The 19,481-nt window shown below is 72.2% G+C and carries 10 protein-coding genes; 9 read left to right on the top strand and 1 reads right to left on the bottom strand.

Going from position 1 to position 19,481, the window contains the following annotated elements; genetic code table 11:
• Positions 1 to 41: 41 nt before the first annotated feature.
• The 4 genes from AB0J46_RS37690 to AB0J46_RS37675 all read left to right on the top strand — a co-directional run bounded on the left by AB0J46_RS37690 (position 42) and on the right by AB0J46_RS37675 (position 4,413).
• On the top strand, positions 42 to 1,757 hold the full coding sequence (locus AB0J46_RS37690) for a right-handed parallel beta-helix repeat-containing protein (RefSeq protein ID WP_364339113.1): 1,716 nt from the start codon (positions 42 to 44) through the stop codon (positions 1,755 to 1,757).
• A 352-nt stretch (positions 1,758 to 2,109) separates the two neighbouring features.
• Positions 2,110 to 2,580 (top strand): hypothetical protein, encoded by a 471-nt coding sequence (locus AB0J46_RS37685; protein WP_364339111.1) that lies wholly within the window; start codon positions 2,110 to 2,112, stop codon positions 2,578 to 2,580.
• Between the two features lie 237 nt (positions 2,581 to 2,817).
• On the top strand, positions 2,818 to 3,033 hold the full coding sequence (locus tag AB0J46_RS37680) for a hypothetical protein (RefSeq protein WP_364339109.1): 216 nt from the start codon (positions 2,818 to 2,820) through the stop codon (positions 3,031 to 3,033).
• Between the two features lie 297 nt (positions 3,034 to 3,330).
• The gene (locus AB0J46_RS37675; RefSeq protein ID WP_364339108.1) at positions 3,331 to 4,413 is read left to right on the top strand and encodes a helix-turn-helix domain-containing protein; all 1,083 of its coding nucleotides are present in this window, start codon (positions 3,331 to 3,333) and stop codon (positions 4,411 to 4,413) included.
• Positions 4,414 to 4,434: 21 nt separating this feature from the next.
• Here the strand turns inward: AB0J46_RS37675 and AB0J46_RS37670 are convergent, their stop codons facing one another.
• Positions 4,435 to 4,953 carry a hypothetical protein gene (locus tag AB0J46_RS37670; RefSeq protein WP_364339106.1) on the bottom strand — a complete coding sequence of 173 codons (519 nt, stop codon included), beginning with the start codon at positions 4,951 to 4,953 and terminating at the stop codon, positions 4,435 to 4,437.
• Between the two features lie 45 nt (positions 4,954 to 4,998).
• Between AB0J46_RS37670 and AB0J46_RS37665 the strand changes: the two genes are divergently transcribed.
• From AB0J46_RS37665 to AB0J46_RS37645, 5 genes are read left to right on the top strand one after another with little or no spacing between them, the layout of a single operon-like run.
• Positions 4,999 to 5,868 carry an SseB family protein gene (locus AB0J46_RS37665; protein WP_364339104.1) on the top strand — a complete coding sequence of 290 codons (870 nt, stop codon included), beginning with the start codon at positions 4,999 to 5,001 and terminating at the stop codon, positions 5,866 to 5,868.
• On the top strand, positions 5,865 to 6,272 hold the full coding sequence (locus AB0J46_RS37660; protein ID WP_364339101.1) for a hypothetical protein: 408 nt from the start codon (positions 5,865 to 5,867) through the stop codon (positions 6,270 to 6,272). The genes AB0J46_RS37665 and AB0J46_RS37660 overlap by 4 nt, the downstream gene beginning before the upstream one ends.
• Positions 6,273 to 6,332: 60 nt before the next feature.
• Positions 6,333 to 6,740 carry a YbaB/EbfC family nucleoid-associated protein gene (locus AB0J46_RS37655; protein WP_364339099.1) on the top strand — a complete coding sequence of 136 codons (408 nt, stop codon included), beginning with the start codon at positions 6,333 to 6,335 and terminating at the stop codon, positions 6,738 to 6,740.
• Positions 6,737 to 7,081: a hypothetical protein gene (locus AB0J46_RS37650; protein WP_364339097.1), complete on the top strand. Its 345-nt coding sequence runs from the start codon at positions 6,737 to 6,739 to the stop codon at positions 7,079 to 7,081. The genes AB0J46_RS37655 and AB0J46_RS37650 overlap by 4 nt, the downstream gene beginning before the upstream one ends.
• Complete coding sequence (locus AB0J46_RS37645; protein WP_364339095.1) at positions 7,078 to 19,476, top strand: hypothetical protein; 12,399 nt, start codon at positions 7,078 to 7,080, stop codon at positions 19,474 to 19,476. The genes AB0J46_RS37650 and AB0J46_RS37645 overlap by 4 nt, the downstream gene beginning before the upstream one ends.
• The last annotated feature ends 5 nt before the right edge of the window (positions 19,477 to 19,481 follow it).

Here is a 19,481-nt window from a genome sequence, read left to right as displayed (position 1 = left end):
GTATTACTCCGTGTACACCATAAACAGCAAAGGGGATACCTGTGTTCCACTTCCATGTCGCACCCGGCGGGGACGACTCCTGGCCCGGCTCCCTCGAACGCCCCTTCGCCACCCTGGAACGCGCCCGGGAGGCCGCCGGGGAGTCCGGCGGGGAGTCCGTGGTCCACCTCAGGCGCGGCGTCCACGTGCTGGGCGAGCCTCTGGAGCTCACCGAGGCCGACTCGGGCACCGTCTACCAGGCGTACGGCCACGGCACCCCCGACCAGGAGGAGGCCGTCCTGAGCGGTGGCCGGACGATCACCGGCTGGCAGGTGCGCGACGGCGTCTGGCTGGCCGACGTCGGCGACCTGGAGACCCGCCAGCTCTACGTGGACGGCCGCCGCGCCGCCCGGGCCGGGATCGAGGGACTGCCCGGTTCGTCCCCGGCCGCGACCGCCACCGGCTACGTCACCGACAGCGCCGCGCCGCTGGCCTGGACCAGCCCGCGCGACGTGGAGTTCGTCCACCGCGGCGTGTACCCGTGGACCGAGGGCCGCCTGCCCGTCGCGGACGTCGCCCAGGACGGCGACCGGACCGTGATCACCATGGCGACGCCCGCCTTCGGATGGGCCGCCGAGCTGTACAACTCCACCTGGGAGGGCACCACCTCCGCGGGCCCCGGCCTGCCCACCAGGATCGAGAACGACCCGAGCTTCCTGCGCGAGCCGGGCACTTTCGTGCTCGACCGCTCACGTCCGGGCCACCACGTGCTGCGCTACCTGCCGCGTCCCGGCGAGGACCCGGCCCGTACGCGGGTGGTCGCCCCCGCGCTGGAGACCCTGGTACGCGGGTCCGGCGCGCGGCGGGTGACCTTCCGCGGGCTGACGTTCGCCGAGGCGACCTGGCTGCGCCCGAGCCGTCCCGAGGGCTTCGTGCACTATCACGGCAGCGGCTTCTACGAGGGCGGCGGCGTCGGCGTGGCGGAGCTGGGCGAGGGGGCGTCCGTGACGTATCCCACGGCTTCCGTGACGATTCCCGCCTGCGTCACGTTCGAGGACTGCTCGGACGTGGTGATCGAGGGGTGCCGGTTCACCAGGCTGGGGGCGTCCGGGCTGGGGGTGTCCGGCGGCGAGGGGCACGTCGTGCGCGGCTGTGACTTCGACACGCTCTCGGCGGGGGCCGTCGTGGTGACGGGCAGCCGGGGCACGCTGATCGAGGACAACCTGGTGCGCGGCGTCGGACTCGAATATCCGGGATCGCCGGGCATCGCGGTGATGGGGACGTCCGGGTGCGTCGTCGCGCACAACGAGGTCAGGGACGTGCCGCACTGCGGGATCACCGCCGGGCCCGGCGAGGGCACCCGGATCGTCCGCAACAGGACCGTCGACACCATGCAGGTGCTGGCCGACGGCGGCGGCGTGTACGTGTCGGGGCCGCAGGGCGGTTCCCATGACGACGGGGCGCTGGTGCTGGGCAACGTCATCGAGGACACCCGCACGCCGTACAACTTCGGGCTCTACACCGACTACGGCGCCTCCTGGGTGCGGGTGGAGGAGAACGTCGTCGCGCGCGCCGACAACACGGCGGTGCTGCACGTGGGCCCGCCGCTGGAGAACGTCGTCTACCGGGGCAACTTCTGGGACGCCGACCCGCTCGGCCACGACGCCCCGCCACCCGGGGTCACGTACGAGGAGAACCGCACCATCAAGGACGAGCAGGAACTGAACGCCGCGACCACCGCCATCCGCGCCCAGGCGGGCCCGCGCCGCGCCCTCTGACGAACGCACGCCCGAGCCGGGACCACTCGTCCCGGCCGGGCCGGTCGCGAGCGATGAGCCACTCGATCAACAGGTGGACCGGCGCCTCGGCCGGATGGCGAAACTGCCGGCGCAGTCATCGAGCACGCCATACGGGCTGCCGGGCCCCGTTCCTGATTCGAGACCGTGACGGCAAGTTCACCGCACTCATGGACGAGATCCTCGCCAAAGTCGGTATCCAGACCGTACTCACCGGCATCCAGATGCCGCGCATGAACTCCATCATGGAACGGTGGGTGCAGACACTGGACCGCGATCATCAAGCCCTCGACCGGTCCCACAGGCCGCCGCCGCTAGGCTCCGACGTGTTGGGATGCAGCCGGGAAGGGATCCGATCATCAGCAGCGACTTTGCCTCTCCGCCGGAGGACCGGCCACAGCCGGCGCGCCGCCGCGTCACCGAAGCGGCCGTCCTGAGCGCCCACGACCAGAGCCCGGCCGAGATCGCCCAATGGACTTGCCCGCATGGGCGGCATGCCGGCCATGGCTGCGTCGCCTGTTATCACGCCTGTGCCGACGCCGATCCGGCACATCCGCAATGGGAGGTCGCGGCGTGGTTCACCACCGAGCGGCCGATCCCCATCAGGGCGTTGCAGGACGTGCACCGCCACGACCGCGGGCTCACTCTGACCCAGCCGTCGACGCCGCTGGTCTACCTTCTGAGCGCACGGGTGACAGCCGCTCTGGGCGTGGAGGCGGTGGCGGGAGTGGTGGGGTTCCTGGTGCAGAACCGGCACATCGTCGACGCGTTCACCGTGACGGAGATCCGCGCCGTCCACTCCTGAACGCCCCTGCCGGGCGCGCGTGGTGTTCCTGAGCGCCACACGGGCCGGAGCCGCTCCGTGATGCTCGACCCGGCACGGGCCGGCCGCGACCTGGATCGCCATGGGCCGGGCGCCGCGGGCCGTGCGGCACCCGGCCTTGCGCACTGCGGACCTTGGAGGACTGCGGCCCGGGGTGCACGACGTCGAGGGCGGGCCGACCTGCTCGACGTCCTCGTCCCGGAAGAGCACCCAGCCGATGTGTTCGGCGTTCCGGTCGAGGCCACGGCCGAGCAGGCCGCCGTCGCCGCCTGCAGGACTTTCATGGCAATCCGCCGCCAGCCCTCGCTCGCCGCACGCCTGGCGGCGTTGGAGGAACAGGTCGCCGAGAGCCGCGACCGGCAGCAGGTGAGCTCGGCGCCGGCCAAGATCCGGCAGCTCACCGACCACACCCGCCGTGACGCCGCCGATGAGTGACGCCTGGAGCCGGGAGTACGGCCCCGACGAAGAACACGTCGCCTCCGGGCTCCCGCCGACTGTCGCTGCGGAGGTGGAACAGCTGGCCGGCGGGCTCGTCATCCTCGGCCGCAACGCCACGAGCGCAGGCCGCGGGCCGCTGCGCGGCGGCGTCCTGCACCTCCCTCGACCTGTTCGGCGGTCACGGCCCCGAAGGTAGGGGTCAGACAGAGCGTTCGGGCTCTCCATCGATTGCGGGCGGCGAGTTGACGCGCTGTTGGTCTTGCGGCCAGGGCCAGGCTTGTGGACCCTTGGACGGTGGCCGACAGCGTAGACGCGGTGTGCGATCACCCGTACCGGAGTTCCTGGATCCACCGCACGGTCAGACCGAGCCCGGTGGTCTCTCTGTCCACCGACGCGATCCCGAAGAAGGATCGCCTGGAGTGGTGGGCGCACATCGCCGCGCACGAGGTCGTCCCCACAGCGCTGTCCAGCGAGCACGCCGAGGACTTCCACGGCCGGGTGCGGTCCATCGACCTGTCGCATGTGCGGGTGGGCGACTTCACGATGTCGCCGCTGAAGGGCCGGCGCACCCCGGCCCACATCAGCCGGCACGATCCCGAAGGCTACGAGCTCTTTCTGCTGCACAACAACGCGAACCGGCTGCGACAGCACGGCAACGAATCCTTGTTGCAAGCCGGTGACATGGGCTTGTTCGACACCTCCTCCCCGTACGTGACCGAGTTCCTCGGCACGGACCGGCCGACCCGGGTGACGCTGCTGTTCCTGCCACGCGATGCGCTGCCGCTGACCAGCGGCCAGATGGAGCGGCTGCTGGCCACCAGGCTCCGGGCGGCCACCGGCTCAGGGGCGTTGCTTTCCCGCTACCTCACCGGCCTGCTGGAGCACGCCGACGGTTGCCACCCTGCCGAGTTGCCCCGTCTCGGCACCATCGGCGTGGACCTGGCCGCCGCCTTCCTGGCCGCGCGGATCGACGCCGGCCGCCAACTGCCGGTCGAGAGCCGGCAGCGGATCCTGGCCGCGCGGATCGACGCCTTCATCGACCAGCATCTTGGCGACGCCGATCTGGGGCCGTCGAGCATCGCCGCGCACCACCACATCTCCGTACGCACCCTGCACGCGCTGTTCGAGCAGCAGCGCGAAACCGTCAGCGCCACCATCCGCCGGCGCCGGCTCGAACGGTGCCACGCCGACCTCGCCGACCCGCGGCTGGGCGACCAGCCGATCGGCGAGATCGGCACCCGCTGGGGCTTCAGGAACGGGGCCGAGTTCAGCCGCGCGTTCCGCACCGCGTACGGCCTCAGCCCCAGGGACCACCGCCGCCGGTCGCTCGCCGGGCACGAGGATCAGCCGCCGCCCGCGGAGCAGGACACGCCCTGACCGCCGCGGCGGGCACGGGTCTCAGCGGGCGGCGAGGTCGCGGTAGGTGTCGCGGACGACCGTCAGCCGGTCGCGGCGGAACCGCGGCGGCTCGGCGGCGCGCACCTCCCGCCCGCGCGCGGACCAGAACGCGCCGGCCGGGACGTCTTCCTGCCCCTCGGGGATGAACTTGAGCACTTCCTCCACGGCCGCGCGGGCCATCGACAGCGCCCTGCGGCCGTCCTCCGGGTCGTCGGGGACGTTGCCGGCCGTGAGGTCGGCGAGCCACATCCACTCCCCCGCGTCGAGCAGCTCGGACGGCTCCGGCCCGCCGAACGTCGGCCAGCCGACCGGCAGGACCTCCCGCGCGGGCAGCGAGAACAGGTGCTCCCGCTCGGCGCCGCAGCCTTCGCAGACGCCCGAGTAACACGTGGCCAGCGCGCCTTGGACGCTGACCACGCCGCTGTCCCACTCGGTCTCCATCGAGCCGCACGCGCAGGGGTTCAGGTCGAGGTACACGAGAGCCTCGTCGCGGGTGCGGGCAATCGGCCGATCCGTCACACGCGCAACCTACAGGGAAGTGGATCAACCCACTAGGGTGTCGCCATGCAGGCACCGACCGCGTTCGAGGAGCGGCTCCAGGAGGCGCACGGGCGGCACGATCTCACCACCTGCCTCGCGCTGCTGCGCCACGCCGACTTCGCCTGCCCGGTCAGCGACGCCGCCGCCCGGGGCGAGGAGGCCGTGGCCTGGCCGACGTACGCGGGGGCCGACCGGGTCTGGGTGACCGTGTTCACCTCCGAGGAGGCGATGCGGGAGGCCACGGGCGGCGCGGCCCGGCATTTCCGGGTGTTGTCGCTGGTCGAGCTGGCGGCCGGCTGGCCCGACCCGCGCTGGGGGCTGGCGGTCAACCCGGGGCTCGAACCGGCGTTCCTGCTGGAGTCGGGCACGGTCGCGCGGCTGGCGGTGCCCACGCTGGAGCAGGACCTGGTGGCCGAGCCCGGCCACGGCGTCCCGATCGTGCAGAAGCTGCTGCAGGTGGCGCAGATCCAGGAGTTGCTGGACAACGAACGGCCGCGCGTGTCCGGCTACTGCCACCACGCGCTCGACGTCGAGCACATCGCGACCCCTTCGGTGCTCGCCGACGCGCTGCTCCAGGAGGACGCGCTGACCGCGGAGGGTGCGGTCAACCTGTTGCGCTGGCCGGCCGTCGGGGTGGAGCTCTACCGCACCCCGTACGGCGGCGTCGACGAGCGGGGCCGGACGGCGATGGCCGGCTGGGTGATCGAGGAGCCGCCGTTCGCCGGCATGGGCCTGGTGCCGAACGCCGCCGAGACCATCAGGGAGTACAAGATCGACGGCGTCGGCCTGCCGCACGGCGCCGAGATCGTGGAGCTGGGGTCCGACGGCGAGGAGCGCGTCCAGGCGAGGTACGACGCCGACCTGGGCCGCTGGCTGATGGTGGCGGACCGGTGAACGGGGAGTCGTACCGCGCCCGCTGGGACGGGACGGACTACGAGGCTTCGCCGGACCTCGTCGACGGCCGGCTGTTCATGCGCCTGTACGCCCCGGCCCCAGCGGACGGTTTCGAGGAGGTGGCGCCCGGCCGGTTCGTACGCGCGGTTCCCGCGGCCGGCTGCGCGGCCGTCTGGCACGTGACGACCGTCTGCGAGTGGCGCGGCGCCCCCTTCCTGGTGCACGCGGAACGGGAGGCGGAGCTGCTCGTCGAGTACACCGGCGGGAACGCGCCGCACGCGGCCGGGCTCGGCCTGGAACGGATCGAGCGCGGCGTGTACCGCGCCTGGGTGCGGCGGGAGGAGGTCTCAGCGCTCGGCGAGCAGGCTGTGATGATCGGGGCGCCCGGTGAACAACATCCTTGATGATCTCTTTCGAGCCAGATGATGTTGTTGTTATATTCACCCCAGTTAGGGGGTGGGGCCTTGACCGAAGACGCTGACATAGTAGGACTCCAGGCCTACGCCGACGAGTTACGCGAGACCTTCATGCGCATGCAGCGCGACGCGAGCGAGCTCAACGCCCGCGCCCAGGCGATCCGGGTCACGGAGAGATCCGCTGACGGGCTCGTCTCGGCCACGGTGAGCGTCCGCGGCGAGCTGATCAGGCTCGATCTCGACCCCCGGCTGTACCGTCGGCCCAACGCCAGGGGGCTGGCCGACGCGATCACCGACACCATCCGGCGGGCCACCGCCAAAGCGCTGGAGGAGCTGGTCGACCTCTTCGAGCCCGTGGTGCCGCCCGAGCAGTTACGCGCCCATCTGGAGGGCGACCTGGAGACCGTGCTCGATCAGCTCTCCGGCCCGCTGCCGGGAGAAAGACGCCGCCGATGAGCACCGACGACCGGGCGGACGTGCACATCCGCGAACCGATCAGCCACAGCCTGAATCAGTGGGACGCCATGGCGACCGACCTCGGCACCGCCTGGCCCGCCATCGCGGCGCGGATCCGGGCGTTGAACGCCGCCCGTCCCCAGGGCGACGGGCCGGACGGCGTGTCCTTCAGCAGGCAGTACCTGGCGGGCGGGGGCCCTGAGAGATTCCTGCGCGACACCGATGATCTGATCAAGGAGATCTCCGGCTCCGGGCCGCTGCTGCGCGCGACGGTCTCCAACACCCTCACCACCGAGCAGGCGATCGACCTGGGCCTGTCGAACGCCCACCGAAAGGCATGATGGCGGGCAAGGGCGACGTCACCACTGCCACCGACGAGGCGCGGAAGCCGGCCGGCGGCACCGGCGCGTTCGACGGCGGGATCGCCACCAAGGACGTGGAGCCCGTCTGGCAGACCGAGGCGTTGCCCGGCTGGGTGGTCCACCACCTGATCCCGTTGCTCACGGCGGGCCAGAGCTGGCCCGAGGGAAGCGAGAGCAAGCTCTGGGAGTTACGCGTCGAGTACGTCAAGCTGATGAACCTGCTCATCAGCACCCTCGATCCGACCGCCGCCACGGTGCAGACCCTCAACGGCAGCCTCCAGTCACCCGCCAAGCCCGCCATCTTCAAGCGCCTCGCCAAGCTCTACGACGACAAGGCCGGCGTGGTCGCCAAGGCCCAGGAGTCCTTCTCCTACGCGAAGATGGTCGACAACTTCGCCCGCGAGACGCAGTACACCAAGCTCTCGATCAACGTCGCCTTCTGGATCGCGGTGATCGCCGCGTTCATCGCCCTGATCGCCGCGGGCTTCTTCCCGCTCGCCAGCCTGATCCTGCGCAGTGTCGGCACCGCCGGAGGCACCAGGATCGCCATGATCATGCAGCGCCTGGCGCTGGTGGCGTCGAGGTCGGGCGCGGTCACCGCGAGCGGCCAGGTCAGCAAGCTCGCCGGAGCCGGCGCGGGGTCGTTCTTCAACAAGGCGCTGGCGTACGAGCTGTTCGAGGAGATCTCCGAAGAGCTCCTGATCGACCTCACCACCCAGTACCAGCAGATCAAGATGGGCACCCGCGACTCGCTGGACTGGAAGAAGGTCAAGGCGGCGGCGATCGGCGCGGGCGCCGGCGCGATCGCGGGCACCAGGCTCGGCGATCCGATGTCGCGCTTCGCCAACGACCTGCCCGGCATCTCACGGCTGAACCGGATGGCGGGCGACAACCGCGGCGTCGGCAACGCCTTCCTGCGTTTCCCCGGACGCGCGCTGAACACCGGCCTGAACAACATGGTCGCCTCGCCCGCCGGCAGCATCGTCGCCAACTACGCCGTCTACGACCAGTTCGCGCTGCCGGGCGCGGAAGGCTTCTACGGCGGCTTCCTCGGCGGCGCGGGGCGTACGAACACCCTCAGCCCGACCAATCTGGAGGTCCTGCACGCGGCCGTCACCCCCGTGACCTCGCTGAGCAACGTGTTCAACGAGGCGATGGCGGCCCAGCAGAACGGGTCCGCCGCCACGGCGGGTCCTTCTCTCGGTGACCTCTCGTCCACGGCCGGTCCCCAAGCCAGCCCGTCCGACTCCGGCGCGACCCCGATGGTGCCGCAGAACTACGGGGCACGAGGAGGCCGGGGCGCACAGACGCCCGACCTCGCCGTCCCCGACGCGCCCCAGACGCTCAAATCGCAACCGTCCCACCACACGAAAGCCCAGCAGGCCCCCCAGGCCCAGCCCGAGCCCCAGCCCCAGCCCCAGAGCCAGCCTCAGGACCAGGACCAGAGCCAGGCTCAGGACCAGCGGCCGGCTGTACAGGACCCTGCGCCCGACCAGCCCTCGGCCGTTGCCCAGGACACCCCCGCCACCGTCGAGAAGACCGGCGCCCCCGACTCCCAGCCGACCACCCCGGACCCGGCCGGCGCTCCTGACCCGACCGGCGACCCGGGAGCGGCGAACGCGTCGGACTCGACCAGCGCGCCGGTCGAGTCCGACGCCACCCCGCAGGCCCCCACCGCTGCGGCCCCCGACCACACCGCCGCCCCCCAGAACCTCGACCTCGTGAGCACGCCGGATTCCGTGAACGCGGCGGAATCGTCCACCACGCCGGAGACCGCGAGGACGTCCGAGACCGTGATCACCGGCATGGCGTCGCAGGCGGCCGGATCCCCCATGACGGGACAGCAGGGTCCTGCCCCGCAGCAGGCGGCGCCCGTGCCGGTGGTCCAGCAGGCGGTCACCGGTGAGCGGGCGCGGACGCTGGTTTCCCGGCTGATCGGGGCGGCTCGGCTGGTCAAGAGCTCGCACGCGGTCGTGGGCGGCCGTCCCCTCGGGGAGTCCTTCGTCGCCAACGGCCGCGAGAGCGGCGTGCCGCCCCTCACGGTGGAGGAGGCGCGGGCGGCGTTCCAGGCCGAGGTGCGCGCGTCGGACATCGGCGAGAACGTCACCGCCCTGCGCTGGACCGGGCCCGGCACACTGGTGGTCGAGTTCAGCGACCGCCCCGACCAGACGTTCGTCTTCGAGGTGGGCCACGTCTCCCGTAGACGGCTCGGGCGTACCGTGGCGTACGCAGGCAACGTCAACAAAGGCCGGCTCGCTCCCGGCGTGGCCCCCGGCCAGGTGGCCAGGCTGGTGCTGCACGAGATCGCCGACACGCTGCACGCCCGCGCCCACCCTCGCCAGAACCTGCTCCGCCGCCTGATCAGCCGGCCGAACGGCCGGGACGAGTGCCTGGCGGCGCGCGTACGTGAGGAGGTGTTCCTGACCCGCCGGATCGGCGCGGTGACCGGGACACAGCGGGACGTGCTCATGGCCGAGCGCGCCGTCGTACGCGACTTTCTTCAGGCTCGTGGCATGTGGCCGCCGTCCTCCTCGGCCCAGCAACCGGCTCCGGCACCCGCCACGCCGTCGATCACCGGCCTCGTGGCCAGGATGAACGAGCAGGGCCGGGCGATCGAGTACGCCGTACTCGATCTCGACCTGGCGCTGACCGCGCAGATCGACCGGCTCCTGCGCATCGAGGCGGACCTGCAGCTCCAGGCGATGGTCACGACGGCCGGGCGCGGGAACAAGCTACTGGAGGCGGTCTCCGAGGCGAGGGCCGCGTACGAGGACGCCCGGGCGCTGGTGCACCTGGCGGGCAGCTCCGAGACGCGGATCACCGAATTCGGCACGGCGCTGCACCGGGCCCGCCTGCTCCAGCAGCACTTCGAGGCGGAGGTGAACACCCTCGCCCTGGTCCCCGCACTGCCCGACGCCGCCCTGCCAGAGGAAGACGTGCTCCGCGGGCACGTCCGCGCGCTGCGCGCCGCGGCCGGCGAGCTCACCGCGGCGGCGCGGCGCTCCCCCGCGACGGCGGCGGACAGGAACGCGGCGGCGGACTCGGCCCTGCGTGCCGCCGAGTCGTACCAGTTGCTCTTCGACCGGATGGAGCAGGATCGCCGCTACCTGCTCACCCCGCCGCCCGCGCTCGTCTCGCAGCTGCTCAGGCTCGCGAGCAGCTACGAGCAGCACTACCGCCAGGTCGCCGTGCAGGAGGAGGCGGAGAGCGCGCGTGCCGCCAGGGACATCGACGCGCTGCACACCGCCCTGCGCGGGAGCGTGGCGGAACGCCAGGCCACGGTCGCGGCGCTGCGCTCGGCCGCCGATGAGGCCGTGGAGGCGGCGGGCGAGGCCGTCAAGGCCCAGCGTGACGTGGTACGGGCCTACGAGCAGGCGACGAGCAGGGCGTACGAGCAGGCGGCGAACGCCCTGGCCGGCAAGAAGGTGGAGGCCGCGCGCGCATGGCGGGCCGAGGCGGCCGACCTCGGCGCGCTCGGCGCTCGGCACGAGCGCGCCGAGGCGCTGGCGATCGAGGCCCGCGAGGCCCAACGGGAGCTCCGTGTCCTGCTGGACGAGGGGAACGCGGTCGACCACACTCTGCTGAGCGCCCGTATCGAGGCGGCGGCCGAGGCGCTGGCGAGGTACCGGGCGATGCTCGCCGAGCTGCGGGCGGAGGCGCCCTCTCCCGCGTCGCCCGCACCGCCCGGGACGGACGGCCGGCCGAACACCGAAGTGAGGCGGCTCTGGAGGCACGTCCAGGACCGGGCGCGGGCGATCGAGGCCGCCAGGGAGCACGCCCTCGCGCTCGCCCGGCGGCACCGCCGCGCGGCATGGGACGCCGAGCAGGACGCCCGGACCGCGCGGCGGAATGCGACCCGCCCCGACCACGCCGGGGCCAGGCGCACGCGTGTGGCCAGGGACGACGGCGCGGCCGAGCGCAGGCGCAAGGCCGAGCAGGACGCCAGGTCGGCGTCGGCCACCGCCGACTTCCATGCCGGCGTGGCACGCCGGTACAAAGCCGCCGCTGAGGCCGCCGCGCACGCCCTCGAAGCCGTCGACGCCGCGCTGACCGCCCTGATCGAGACGAGCGGCACGGAATCCCCCACCGCCGGACGGGTTGAGTCGGCGTTGGCGGATTTGGAGAGCCGGTGGACTGCGTACGAGGCGGCGCGGGAGGCGACCCTGCCGTCGCCGCTCGCCCTGCTGGGCGTCTTCCCGGCGGGCCCCGTCGCCGAGCTGACCAAGCTGACCAAGCTGGTCAACGATCTGCTCGCCCGTCAGGGCGTGGCCGCGCGCTTCACCGAGGAGGAGCTGGAACGCCAGATTTACCAGGCGTTCCGTGCCGCGGTCTCGCCGGACGGCATGATCCTGCGTCTGAACGCGGCGGGCGCGACGGTGCGGATCCGCCTGAAGCTGACCGACCTGGAGGAGGTGGCGAAGCCGCTCCGCCGCTCCTCCGAGACGATTCTCGGCCGCATGCGGCAGGGCGGCGGCCAGTCGAGCCGCACCGACCGCAGGACCAGTGGGTTCGACTTCAACAAGGACCTGGTGCAGCTGCTCAGATGGCTGAGGAGGCTACCGGCTGAGCACGTCCGGCAGATCCTCATGTACGCCGTGGTGCGCGCCCACTTCGGCTGGGGCGACGCGCACGCCGTCTCCACCTCCTCGCAGGAGAACTGGCAGGGCGGCAACGTCGAGGACTACCGCGGCAAATCCTCCCAGTTCGCGGCGAAGGCGAGCTGGGAGGTGGAAGTCCGCACGTCATCCGGGCCGCCGGTCGGCGACACGATGCCTGCCGGGGACACCAAGCAGCGTCAGAGCCTCTGGATCCCGCACACCTATCTCCTCGACTCACCCGCGAACCCCCTCCAGCTTCCGGAGAACGAGCGGCAGCGCATCCCCTTCCCCGAACATGTCGTCACCGCCATGACCGGGCTGGGCCAGCTGGCGGACCGGGCGGCCGAGCAGATCGACGGGCTCGACCTCAGTCCCGTCGCCCGCCAGCAGATCCTCACCACGATCACCGAGGACCTGCCCAGCTATCTGGGCCAGGCCGTCAACGATCCGTCGGGGCTGCGTCGTACCATCACGGTGGACGGCGTGGCCCGTGCCGTGGTGACGGTGCGCACCACCGTGCTCCCCGGTGCCCTGCCCGTCGGCGGCACCAGCTTCGAGCATCCTCAGGAAGCGCTGCGCAACGCGTCCTCGCACGCTGGCCGGCAACGCTCCAGCAACAAGCACCACGGCTTGGGGGGCGGCGTGGGCGCCAACCTCAATCCCAAGGACCCGGACGCGGACCACCCGATCGGGATCGACGAGGACGAGCAGTTCACGCCGCAGATCGTCCCGTATTTCGACTGGGGCCAGGCGTCCTCGGCCTCGGCCGGCGTCACCACGGTCAGCATGCGCGCGGGCGTGCACAAGTCGGTGGGCCACACCGCCGGCTTCCTGCTCGGCATGACGCACACGGTGACGATCCAGGTGGACGGCCACCCGCCGATCCGGCTCACCGAAGGCGGCACCGGGCTGTTCCGCATGGCCGAATCGGCGGCCTACCGCTACGGCCTGCCGGTCGACCCCGCCGCGGAGGTCGCACGCGACGCGGACGGGAACGTCGTCCTCAGGGACGACCCGGTCAAGATGAACCCGCCCGGCAGGGAGGGCAGGCTGCCCACCTGGCTCGGCCCCCCTCCGGACCACACCCGGGGCGCGGGTCCCGCCCTGGTCCAGCAGGTCACCGGCATGAACGAGGTCCGCGCCCAGGTCGAGGAGTACCTGCGCGGAAGGGGCGTGCTGCCCAAGCTCGTCGATGGCGTGCCCGTCTACTCCCGCATCCCCTGGGTCAGGGCGGGCCAGATGGCCAACGAGCAGCTCGTCGCCGAACAGTTCTCCGCCGAACGCCTGGAGACGGGCTACGACCAGGCGGCCCAGGAGGGCCTGTTCATCAACCTCGTCCATCACCGGCAGGGCCTCGCCGCCGAGCACTACACCCTGCGCATCACGCTGAGGCAGGACTTCGGCGCCGTCGACTACGAGGGGGTGACGAGCGCCGAACGGATGACGAACCTGGACATCGGCTCCGACACCCACTCCTCTGCCCTCACCAGGGACAGCTCCAGAAAAGGGGGAGTCCGGTTGGGGGCCGGGTTCCAGGACGACCCCGGCCTCGACGTCGGCAATGCCAGCGGCTCCGTCGGCCTCGGCCTGGCCAACACCAGCGAGTCCGGGACGAGCAGCACCGTCAACCAGGTGAAGCTCGTCGAGGGCAACGGGCTGAGCGCGGTCTTCCGCGTCCCGCACACGATCCAGGTGGACCGGATGATCGGCCCGAACCTCAGCCAGCCGGTGGTCAAGGGCCAGGCGGGCCAGGCGCGGATCGTGCTCCCCGCCGACCTGCTGCCCTTCGCGCGGGCGCAGGACGGGCACCCGCGCCCGGAGGGCCCGCGGTTCCGCACCGGGTCCGCGGTGCTCCGGCGGGCCACGGTCGCCCATCTGGACGTGGGCGACGTGGCGACGGCCGCCGCGAACGCGCTCGACACGTCGCTCCACCGCGACTCGCCGCAGTTCCAGCATTTGGCGGCGTTCTTCAACGTACGCGCCCTGATCAGCCACGGCGAGGTGTTCCCCGACGTACGCGGCAAGCCCAGAGGCGACAAGGCACTCTCCAGCGGTCACCGTACGGGGGTGGACACCCGGACGACGGAGGGGACGCGGCACGAGCCGGTCACGCTGCGCCTGGAGCCGGGGGAGTCCCGTTTCCTGTCCGTCACCGACATGGTGGTCGGTGACATCAACCTCACGCTCGCCGCCCACAACGGCGTCCAGCGGACGTCCAAGCCGCGCGAGGTGACGGGCGGCCTGGGCGTGCCGCTCTCCTGGAAGGTGGAGCCCGGCAGCGGAGGGGCCGCCGTCTCCTGGGGAGGCACGACCACCGAGGAGCAGAAGGCGATCTCGGGGCCCGAACGCCTGGGCATCGACACGGGCAAGCAGTACGTGTTCGCGATGAACGTCACCCCCCAGCTGACCGCGGGCGCGCGGGAGAGCCGGCTCCACGACGGGACCGTCGTCTACCTGCTGGCCGAACGCGACGCGCTCGAACTGTACGTCAGCGGGGAGGTGCGCCTGCCGCTGCACCAGCTGGCCGACGCGGCCGAACGCCTGATGAACGGCGACCTGGAGCTCGGGCGCCGGGTCGCGATCCCGTTCATGGCCCGATACCTCGAGGAGCTCGAGGCGGCCAGGGAGAACCACCCGTCGGGTGTCGCGGGCCTGACCACCCTGCCCGGCATCCCGCTCACCTCGGGCCACAGCGTCGGCCGGGCGCTCGCCGCGCTCCTTGAGCTGTTCGACGCCGACCGGCTGGCCGAGTTCATGCCGCCCGGCATCCCCGAGGAACGTCCGGGCGAGCCGGCCGGCGACACCATCGACCGCATGCTGAGCAGGCCGGAGCTCCATACTCAGATCCTGACGAGCCTGTTGGCCGCCGCCGCGCGGCTGGCGAACGGCGAGGTGTCCGCCCAGCTCGCGCCGACCTACCAGCACGCCGTCGGCATGAGCACGGTCAAGGGGGTGAGCCTCCACCCGACCGGCGAACCGGACACCGAGGTGGAGCTGCTGGCCGAGATCATGGCCGCGGTGGAGAAGGTGGCCCCGGGCGCGCTCGCCGAGGACACCCTGCTGTGGCGGGCGCTGACGGCCGACTTCTCCGGCGAGACGTGGCTCGGGAAGATCGACGACATGCTCGACCCGGACCACCCAGGCGGCGAGTACACCGTCCAGATCGACGGGGACACCGAGCCGCTGGAGATCGTCGTACGGGCCGAGCTGGGTGACGACGTGCAGTACCGGGGCGAGGTCTTCGACTACGGGCAGATCCTCCAGCTCTACACGATGTCCGAGGAGAACATCTCGGAATCGTCGTCGCTGACCGGGTCCCCCAGCTCCAAGGGAGCGGCAGGCGAGACGTCGCTCACGGGGACCACCGACTGGGGGCGCAGCGGCACGGGCGCGAGCAACTCGCAGCAGACCCAGCTGCGGCGGGCGGCGTCGTTCGACGGAGCCAGGGCCGAGGTGCGGCAGGGCATCACGCTCTCCATCAAGGTGCGGCGGCCCTCCCGGAACGTGCGGCCTGCCCGCACCCGGTTGTCCGGCACCATCGACCGGCTCATCCCGCCCGGCATGACCGCGGGCAAGGGAGAGGTGCCGGCGCCGGTCGCCGTCCCGGACCCGCGGCCCCTTCCCGTGCCCGTGAGCTTCACCCCCGAAAGCACGCGGGCGGACGGGCTCGCCAGGGCCGTCGAGCGGCAGCTCGAAGCCGAGCACAGCGTGAAGCTCTCCCGGGAGGACTCCAGGAAGCTCGCCCGGCTTCTGTCGGGCAGCTCCAGGAACGTCAGCTTCCCGTACATGCTGGCCAAGGACGGGCACATGGTGCTCAAGGTGCCGGGGCTGCACGGCAAGGAGGTGGCGATCCATGTCGGAGCGGTTCTGTCCGAGCCCGCGACGATCGCCGCGGGTCTCGCGGGCCTGGAGATCGGCCAGGTCGACCGACGCCAGTGGACCACCAAGGCCGACGCGAGCGACACCAGGCTGCGCCCGCTCTCGCTCTCCGGCTCCTCCAGCGAGAACGACGGGTCGTTCATCTCCGACTTGCTGAGCCGGCTCACGATGAGCCTCACGGACTGGTTCGGCGTGACCGCAGGCGTCCGGGACCAGTCCAGCGACGGCTCGTCGGTCAGCGGCGGGAACCGGGACGAGACCAGCGTCTTCGAGAAGGGCGAGAGCGGCAGCGCCGTTCGCTTCCGCGTCGACTACACCGTGCGCTTCGAGGTCACGCCGGACTCCGGCGCCGCCCCTGACGACGGGGGCGGGATGCGGCGCGTCGCGACGGGCGAGGCCGACGTGCTCGTCTCCGACGACGTGCTCGCGGCGATCATGCAGCAGGCCGAGGACCCGCCGCCGCTCCCGGCGCAGCCGGAGCCGCCCGGCGTGCCGGGCCCGCCACGGTCCCTGACCGCGATGCTGGAGGGCGGCCTCGACGCGCGGCAGCTCGCCGCCGCGCTCGCAGCCCTGCCGGAACCCGTCGTCCATCTCGACGCCGACCTTTCCCGGCCGCCGTACGGGCAGCTCAGGCAGGCGCAACTCGCCGCCCGCGCGCTCGGCGGGGAGCTGTGGGTCACCGTCCACCTTCCGGACGGCTCGACCCTGACCTACCTCGCCACGCCCGACGGCCGGCTGCGGGCCCAGGGGGCGGACGGAGGCTTCGGACGGCGCTTCTCCGGCATCCCGACGGCCCTGGTCGCGCTCGCCGAGCAGCACGGGATCGACCTGCGCGCCCTGCACGACGCGACGGCCCTCGACACGCCCCTGGCCAAGTCGCTACGGCACGAGCTGCGCAGACGCGCCGTCCTGCCGTCCACGGCCCCCGCGCCGGGCTGGCCGGTGAAGACCAAACCCGACGACACGCAGGACCGTGCGGGAGACGACGGCTACACCACCGCCGTCCCGCTCCCCGACTCCCTGTTCGTCGCCGACGGCCGTCCGGAGGGCGAGGACGACCTCACCGTCGACGAGGCCAGGGAGGCGTTCACGGACCTCCAATTCACCGATTTCGGCACCGACGACCTGTGGTTGCTCAGCTGGAGGGGCGGCGACACGATCACGGTGGAGTCCGACTCCTTCGGCACCCTCACCTTCGAGGTCCGGGTGAAGCCCGTACCGGACGGGTACCTCGGCCGTACCAAGGCCGACCCCGAACGGAAGGGCCACTACGTGATGACCCTCGCGCCCCGGGTCGCGAAGGGGCAGGTGGCCAGGCTCATCCTGCACGAGATCAGCGACGTCCTGCAGCGCCTGGCCGAGGGACACGGTCACACCCACACCGGATCGACTGAGGGGACGCGCGACGAGTGCGTCACCGCGCGCGGCAACGAGCTGCGCTACCTGCGGCGCAAACTCCAGGAGGCGTACGCGGCCGGGGACACCGATGCCCAGCTCGAACTGCTCAAGGAGATCACGGCCGTTGAGGACGATCTCGCCGCGCGCACCGGGACGCGCCCGCAGGAGGGCAGCATCGACGGCCTGATCAACTGGGGGCCGCCGCCCAGCGAGTTCGAGGCCATGGGCATCGTGGGCGATCCCCTGCCCGTCGGTGACGGTGCCTTCCAGGTCACGCTGACGGACGGCTCGTCCGCGATGCTCCTGGAGTTCCCCTCGACCGGCCAGAGGGACCTGCACCTTCGGGTGACCGAGCTCGGCAGGCTGCTCGGGGTGAATCTCCCCTCCTCCTCGCCGGCCGGTGACCGCCACATCCTGGTGCCGTGGGTCGAGGGCCTGCCGCCCACCTCGCAGGGGCTGCCGACCACACCGCAGGCCGTGCTGATCGGCTATTTCGACGCGCTGCTCGGCATCCAGAACCGGGACAACCGGCTCGTCGTCGCCGAGGACGGGTCGCTGGTCCCGCTCCACGCGCCGTTCGAGGGTTGCGAAGAGCCGGGGGACGGCCTGGCCCGGCTCTTCCACCGGGACGGCCGCTGGCGGTCCAACCCGTTGTCGCCCTCCGACGTCGCGCGGCTCGGGGAGATCCTCCAGAGCGCCGGTCGCCGCTTCACGCAGCCGGCCGAGCTGATCGTCTTCGACGAGGTCCTGGCCAGGCACGAGGAGATCGCGGCCAACGCGATCGGCACGGACAGCGTGCTGGACGCCGGTCCGGACCGGCCGCTGCGCTTCGCCGACCTGGAGGAGCTGGCCTGGGTGGACAGCGGGCGGCGCGAACTGGTGTCCAGCGCCCCGGCTCCGGCCGAGGACCCGACGCGGCTCGCGGAGAACGTCGCCCGTGGCAGCGTCTCCGGCCGGCCGCATCCCCAGGGGCGGGTCGTCACGTTCCGCGACGGCTCGGAGGCGCTCAGGCTCGCGTCCAAGCACGCGCCCAGGGCCGTGCTGGAGGCGTTGGTACGGCGGGCGCTGGGGCTGGCCGGGCCCACAGTGCACCAGGACAAGAACGGCGTCGTCCACCGCTCGGTAGGGAGCGACCTGCTGCGCACGAGCGCGGCCACGGGGATCAGGGAGACGATGAACGCGCCCGCGTTCTCCCTCACCGCCGACCTCGTGATCTTCAACGACGGCCGGTGGGCCCTGCGTCACGTGTTCGACACCGCCGAGGAGGCCGACGAGTACGAGGCGCTGCTCGACCTCCGGCACGCCGCCAGGGACGCCGAGCCCGGTTACTACCGCGCCGGCCCGACCGTCGTCTACGAGCACCGGCTCGGTGAACCGCCGGCCGGTGAGGCGGAGAAGGGGATGCTCGCCGCCCGCGCGCTCTACGTCCTGCTCGCCCACGGGACGGCCGCCGAGCAGGCGCTGGCCGTCAACCCGTTCCTGCGCACGTTCCTCGACGGCGGCTCGATGCTGCTCTCCGACGACATCGACCAGGTCAGGTCCCGGTTGGACGGGCTGCGCATGGAGTTCATGTTCGCCGACCTCGAATACGAGCTCAACAGCTTGCTGGACACGCTGGACGAGCTGAAGGGGGTCCTCGCCGACGCTCCGGTGTTCCTGCCGCGAGCCGCCGGCTCACCCAAGGCACCGGCCCCGGTCGCCCAGCCGGCGCCCCCCGCCCCCCTCACCGACGACGACCTCGCCGGCCTCCCGGTGCGGGCGGGCCACGTGTCCGCGCGGGTGCCGGCGGGCCTGATCCCGCCCGGTACCGGACCTGGGTCGGAGTTGTCCTTCGGCGAGGTGGTCGAGGGCGTCGAGGACGGCGGGATCCTGGGCGACCGGCCGTACAGCGTGCGGCTGACGGTTCTGGCCAGCGACTACGCGGCCGCCTCGGAGATGTCGCTGAAGCAGAACCACGCCGCGTTCAGGTCGGACGCCCGGTTCAGGGTGCTCGCCGTGCAGACCACCGCCGACGGCGAGCAGCACTACTTCCTGGTCCAGTCGTCCGCCGGGCCCACCACGATCCCGGTCGCGCCGCCGGCGCTCGATCCCGCGATCGCGCCTCTCATGAAGTCCGTACAGCGGACTGCGGCCGGGGTGCGGCTGCACAGCGAGGGCATGCCCCTCTCCCCCTCCACCCCGGTACGGCCCGTCGCCGGAGCGTTCGTGGTGGAGGGCCGCTTCAGCGGCGACGTGGCCCTGATCCGCCGCGACCACATCGAGCCGGGCACGCTCGCCGCGCTGCTGCTGGCCGTTCCCGGGCTGGGCCCCGACGACGCGATCCTGCTCGCCGGGAGCGACCTGGCGGACGAGACGTTCCCCCAGGAGCTGGCCGACGCCACGGGCCGGGCGGTGATCGCCTCGAACGGGACGGTGGATCTCTCCCCGCAGGGGGACCTGCGGGCGTGGGGGCCGGGACGCATGCCCGGCGAGCTCCGCGTCTTCCTCCCGGCCGGGTGACGGGA

Source organism: Nonomuraea sp. NPDC049758 (assembly GCF_040674635.1).
Taxonomy (GTDB): Bacteria; Actinomycetota; Actinomycetes; order Streptosporangiales; family Streptosporangiaceae; genus Nonomuraea.
Note: the sequence above shows the minus strand (reverse complement) of the source record. Positions and strands in the feature narration are given on the sequence as shown.

Excerpts from the sequence above, each read along its gene's own strand:
- AB0J46_RS37650 (WP_364339097.1), top strand. The coding sequence starts at position 6,737 with ATGAGCACCGACGACCGGGCGGACGTGCACATCCGCGAACCGATCAGC.
- AB0J46_RS37685 (WP_364339111.1), top strand. The coding sequence starts at position 2,110 with ATGCAGCCGGGAAGGGATCCGATCATCAGCAGCGACTTTGCCTCTCCG.
- AB0J46_RS37665 (WP_364339104.1), top strand. The coding sequence starts at position 4,999 with ATGCAGGCACCGACCGCGTTCGAGGAGCGGCTCCAGGAGGCGCACGGG.
- AB0J46_RS37645 (WP_364339095.1), top strand. The coding sequence starts at position 7,078 with ATGATGGCGGGCAAGGGCGACGTCACCACTGCCACCGACGAGGCGCGG.